The organism is Mycobacterium sp. ENV421 (assembly GCF_002887815.1).
Classification (GTDB): Bacteria; Actinomycetota; Actinomycetes; order Mycobacteriales; family Mycobacteriaceae; genus Mycobacterium.
On the sequence record NZ_PDHO01000081.1, the window covers coordinates 1 to 5,568 of the forward strand.

Below are 5,568 nucleotides of genomic sequence, written 5' to 3' on the forward strand. Positions count from 1 at the left end.
CCCCAGGTCAACGAGTCGCGATCAACTCCGCGTCCGAAAAGTGAGCCAAGTCAGGTCGGGAGTCGATCGATCGCACGCGCTGGTCGTGGTTAGTACTAGTCGCAACTGCCGCACACTCCTGTGAGAGATAGCTCCATACCGCAGTCGCAGTAGGTCCCATTGCGTCGGACATTGTGAGATCGTTCCCCTCCGACGCTTGCCTGGTTGATTGGATGCAGGACGTACCATGTTCCGTTGCGCGAACTCGGTCCTCGGCCTACAGCACGGGGAGCGATCTGGAAGGTCTCGTCCTCGGACGCGAACCCGTTCGTGGCCCCGTAATAGATGTGTAGGTCACGGCGATCATCACTCCTCGTGGCCACGACATAGGGCTTGCCCGCTTGGTCCACGACGTGGAACCTCTCGATTCCAACCGCGTCGATCACGTCGCGGATGAACTCGTGATTCTCGGCTGGTACCCGCGCCTCTGATAACGCCGCGACAAGGGAATAGGATTGTTCATCTGGTGTGCTCACAGATCTCCTAATTGGGATGATCAGCGACTATGCAGGGTGCCTTCGCCGTAAAGGGGACCCTAGCGGCGATGACTGACGTGGGCGGCTGCTTGCGGCCGAACAGTTCGCCGACCGCCGGCTCGATCAGGCGAAGGGCGGGCGTCAACCGCGTTTAAGGCCCTCGATCAACGTCCACACCCTCAACGCGGGTCCTTCGCCGGTTTAGGCGGGTGGGGGTAGCGGATATCGCCGCCCCAGCCCACCTCCCAACCTTCGGTACCGTCGAAGTATTCGTCGTAGGCAACGGGCAACTCGCCGGTTCGTTCGACGAGCTGCACTAGACCGGCATACCACGCGACATATGCGGGGTCGTCAGCTGTTGTCGCGAGCTTGGGCAGCGCACTGAGAATGATGCCGGCGACTATCTCGGGATTTGTTGTCACCGTGACCTCAGTACCCGCAAACTCGGTGAGACCGCCCGATGTGTAAGTGACGGCGGCCTCATAATCGCTCAGGTACTCCCCGCCACCAGGGTCCATGTTGTCGACGGTCGTAATGGTCACGCGCCAGTACATGCCCGACGGGCTCATCCCCGGCAGTACGCGGACCCCGTCGTAGCCGCGCTCGTGAAGTGCCCGCACTCCCTGCAGGATGCGAATTGGCGTCCACATCGCGATGTGCTTGCGGACCGCTTCGTAAGTGGCCGAGTCGAAAGCTATGAACCTCACTTCTGCGACGTCGGTGTCGGCGTCGGCGACAGATTGAATCGCTATGGCGATAGCCTCACGGCGTGGCCAACCGTATGCGCCCATGCTAACCAGGGGGAATGCGACACTTCGGGCGCCGAGTTCGTCGGCAACCTGAAGAGCTCGGCGGTAGCAGGACTTGAGAAGCGATCGATCACGTTGGCCTGCGGCATATTTCGGACCCACGGTGTGGATCACCCACCGGGCTGGCAGGTTCCCCGTCCCCGTCCAGCCTGCATCGCCGGTGGGTAGACCGTTCGGAAATCGCTCGATGCAGTCTCGAAGGATTGCCGGGCCACCCTCGCGATGGATCGCACCGTCGACGCCGCCGCCCCCTCGCATCGTGGTGTTCGCGGCGTTGACTACCGCATCGACATCTTGCTTGGTGATATCCCCGAGGACTGCGGTGATGAGGCGCACCGCATTAGTGTGCCCCGGAGCGCTGACGTCGGCCACAATGCCGAGGTAGTCGACAGAGTGCTTCGTTAATGTCACCCCCGCCACCTACAGTGGTGGCGATGCACGGGGGAGACGAATCTCGGACGACTGCGCCGTTAGCTGACGAGCGCCTGGTGACGCCATCGAAGGTGAGTGCCTGGCTCGAGTGCGCGCACTACCTGACACTCACAAGTCGAGTCGATGAGGGTCTATTGGATCGGCCGAACCCGACATTCGGCAGCTTCGCCCAGCTCCTCGCCGACAAGGGCCTCGTCCACGAGCAACAGTGCCTCGCCGAATACCGCCGTCAGGGCAAGTCAGTTCTCGAGGTGCCCCCTCGCCGCGAGCGCGAGACCTTCACTGCGTGGGTCGAGCGCGTCGGCAATCCGCTCGCGATGGACTTCGACGTGCGCTATCAGATGCCGTTTGTCCACGACGGGATTCGAGGTATCGCGGACTTCGTCGAACGCGTCACCACCCCCGACGGACGGACCACCTTCGAGCCTGTGGATGCGAAGCTCACGCGCAGCGAGGCGAAGCCGGGTCACGTGCTGCAGCTGTGTTTCTACGCAGAGGCCATCGCCAGCTTGACTGGCGCTGTTCCGGAACAGGTGCACATTTGGCTGGGATCCGGCCATCGTGAATCGTTGTTAGTTAACGACTTCCGGCCATACTGGCGCCGGCTCCGTGGCCAGCTATTTGAGGCGCTGGCAGCGAGTCCGTCGGCCGACACCTCACCTCGTCGGTGCAACCATTGCCCGTTTTGCGAGTTTAGCGCCGTGTGTGAGCAGCAGTGGAGAGCCGCGGACTCGCTCATCTACGTTGCCGGCATCCTGCAGAGCGAAGTTGACACCCTCGCCGCTTCGGGCATCGCTACGCTGACCGACCTGGCGGACCGGCCTTCGATGCCGGACGGTCTTCGAGCTGAGCGGTTCTCCCGCCTGATGCGTCAAGCGGAACTTCAAGTGGAAGCACGCTTACAGGAAATTCTGCCGTATGAGGTCGTCACGCCGTCTGAGGATCCCGTGTGGGGACACGGATTCGATGAGATGCCCGCTCCCGACGACGGGGATATCTTCCTCGACTTCGAAGGGCACCCGTTCTGGCGAGCCGACACCGGCTTGTTCTTCCTCTTCGGTCTGATTGAGCGTGACGAGGATGGAAGTTGGGACTATCGAAGCTGGTGGGCACACGATCTGCCGCAGGAAGCGGAGGCGGCTCAGCAGCTGATCGACTACCTCGCTCGCCGGCGCATGCGATGTCCGAACATGCACGTCTATCACTACAACCACACCGAACGTACTGCGCTCAGGACGTTGGCCGAGACCCATGGGGTCGGCGAGGAGGTGTTGTCGGACCTCGTCGAGACGGGCGCGTTCGTCGACCTTTATCTAGTGGCGCGCAACAGCCTGCAGGTCGGGACTGAGTCGTACGGCCTCAAGCAGTTGGAGCGCCTCACTGACTTCCGGCGTAATCACGACATCGACAAGGGCGCCGGGGCCGTTGTCCAATACGAGCAGTACATGCGCGACGGCGATTCTTCTATTCTCGCGCCCATCGCCGCTTACAACGAAGACGACGTACGCGCGACGATGGCGCTACGTGACTGGTTGATCAACCAACGGTTCTTCGGCCTCGAATGGCGTGCAGCGCAGACTGAACCGCCGCTCGGCATCCCAGCGCTTGACGAGCGCTTACTCAAGTTGCATGCGTACCCAGCGGGCAGTGTCGAGCACTTTCTTGGCGACGTCCTGGGCTATTGGTGGCGCGAGTACATGGCCTATCACGCTCCGATCAATGCGAGGTTGCAGCAGGAGATCGTCGAGGTGATCGAAGATCCCGATACAATCGCTGGGCTGCAGCCGATCGGTTTAGTCGAGCGACTCGGCACCAAAGGCACACCGATCACGCCCGCGATGCGCTTCCTCTTCCCTCCGCAGAACCTGGACCGTATTCCTCGTGACGGCGGGACAGTGGCCATGGTCGGCCCGGAAGGAAAGATATGGATGCTCTCCGTCTCGAGATTGGACCGCGAAGAGCATGTGGTCGAATTTACTTGGGGGGAGAAGCTGCAGCAGGCGGGCATTGTGCCTCAATCCGTTGTGCTTTGCGAGTGGGTTGACGCAAAGCCGAAAGCATTTGCCCTGCAAGCGTTCACGGATGACTTTCTTGATCGTCAGCCACCTAACCACGTAACGATGGCCTTGCTTCGGCGCGATCTGCCACAGTTCGTTGGGGGCGGCCCAGCTGGTGGTAGCTTCTCTGCCGATCTCGCGGATATGCGCGAGTGGATCCCTCAACTTGACCGGTCTTACGTCGCGATACAAGGGCCGCCGGGAGCCGGAAAGACTTACACGGCAGCACTTTTGATCCATGCACTCATCGTCGCGGGTGCGCGCGTCGGGGTGACTGCGACCAGCCACCACGCAATTGGCAATCTACTCGAAGCCGTTCTGGCGATCTTCCACGAATACGGCGATCTCGGAACTTTACGAGCGGTGCGAAAGCCGAGCGAAAATGCGGCTCCGCTTCCGTACGTCACCTACAGCAGAAGTAATACCGGATGTGCGGGCGGCGACTACAACCTCGTGGCCGGCACAACGTGGCTTTTCTCATCGCCCGAAATGCGTGCCGCGCCGGTCGACGTGCTTTTCGTCGATGAAGCGGGCCAGATGGCGCTGGCTGACGCGCTCGCGGCCTCCACCGCGGCAAGGAATGTCGTTCTGCTCGGCGACCCGCAGCAGCTGCCGCAGGTAGCTCAAGCCCTGCATCCCAATGGGTCCGGCGTCAGTGTTCTGGAGCATGCGATCGGCGCACGCGCGACACTGAGCGCCGACCGCGGAGTGTTTTTGCCCGAGACCCGACGTATGCATCCCGATGTGACTGCCTTCATCTCGCAACAGTTCTACGATGGCCGACTTAGGAGCCACGCTTCCTGCGAAGGGCAGTCGACCGTTTACGGCACTGGTCTGAGATGGGTCCGCGCCGACCACGTCGGTTGCAAGACATTGTCATGGCAAGAAGCCGATTTAATCGCCGACCGGATCGGTGATCTGATGGGCACACAATGGACGAACCACCGAGGCGAAACCTTGATGCTCGGGCCGGACGACTTCATGGTAGTTGCCCCATACAACGACCAGGTACGCCTGATTCGCGAGCGGCTCGGTAAGGATGAGCGACTCCGGGCTGTGCCGGTTGGCACAGTCGACAAGTTCCAGGGACGCGAGGCAGCTGTGGTGTTCTACAGCATGACGACGTCGAGTTCAGCTGACATGACCCGTGGTGCTGACTTCCTGTTCTCTCTGAATCGGTTGAACGTTGCGCTTAGTCGTGCTCGATGCCTCGCTCACGTGGTGTGCACTGAGGAACTGCTGCGAACACGCGCTCGGTCTGTGGAGGACATGCGTTTGATCTCGTGCCTCAACGCCTTCGTCGAGTACTCCGTTGGCAGGCGCGGCTAGTTAAGGGTGTCTTCTTAGGGGCGAATATTGGTGAGCTGCACCGGCTCAGCACTCACGGACGGAACCACGACCAAGGAGGCAGGATTGGGGTCGTGAGACGGCGGTGTTGACGGCGTCATCGGTCAGGATCCGCTCGGACTGGAGCGGGTTTACGTGCAAGCGAAGCGCTACGGCAAGGACAAGAGCGTCCAACGACCTGACGTCCAAGGGTTCGTCGGCCGCAGTCCACGGGGTGGGTGCAAATCGAGGCGTGTTCATCACGACGAGTCGCTTGTCGGCGGGTGCGATTGAGTATAAGAGGGGCATCGGCACCAGAGTGGTGCTGATCGACGGACAGCGGCTCAGCGAGTTGACGATCAAATACGGCAATGGGGTCTGCTGCACGAATAGGTGACATCTGAGTTGGCTTGCCCCGGGTGGGTGGGC

At 61.3% G+C, this 5,568-nt stretch carries 4 protein-coding genes; 3 read left to right on the forward strand and 1 reads right to left on the reverse strand.

Annotated features, from left to right (window positions below):
• Window positions 1-694 precede the first annotated feature (694 nt).
• The gene (locus tag CRM90_RS31515) at window positions 695-1,735 is read right to left on the reverse strand and encodes an O-acetyl-ADP-ribose deacetylase (protein WP_353617005.1); all 1,041 of its coding nucleotides are present in this window, start codon (window positions 1,733-1,735) and stop codon (window positions 695-697) included.
• 77 nt (window positions 1,736-1,812) lie between these two features.
• On the opposite strand from CRM90_RS31515, the gene CRM90_RS29365 reads away from it, so the two are divergent.
• From CRM90_RS29365 to CRM90_RS31525, 3 genes are all read left to right on the forward strand, one after another.
• Window positions 1,813-5,142 (forward strand): TM0106 family RecB-like putative nuclease, encoded by a 3,330-nt coding sequence (locus CRM90_RS29365; protein ID WP_233209589.1) that lies wholly within the window; start codon window positions 1,813-1,815, stop codon window positions 5,140-5,142.
• A 138-nt stretch (window positions 5,143-5,280) separates the two neighbouring features.
• Entirely contained in the window at window positions 5,281-5,433 is a 153-nt protein-coding gene (locus CRM90_RS31520) for a restriction endonuclease (RefSeq protein WP_353617007.1), read from the forward strand.
• Window positions 5,393-5,536: a restriction endonuclease gene (locus tag CRM90_RS31525; protein ID WP_353617006.1), complete on the forward strand. Its 144-nt coding sequence runs from the start codon at window positions 5,393-5,395 to the stop codon at window positions 5,534-5,536. Before CRM90_RS31520 ends, CRM90_RS31525 begins: the two co-directional genes overlap by 41 nt.
• The last annotated feature ends 32 nt before the right edge of the window (window positions 5,537-5,568 follow it).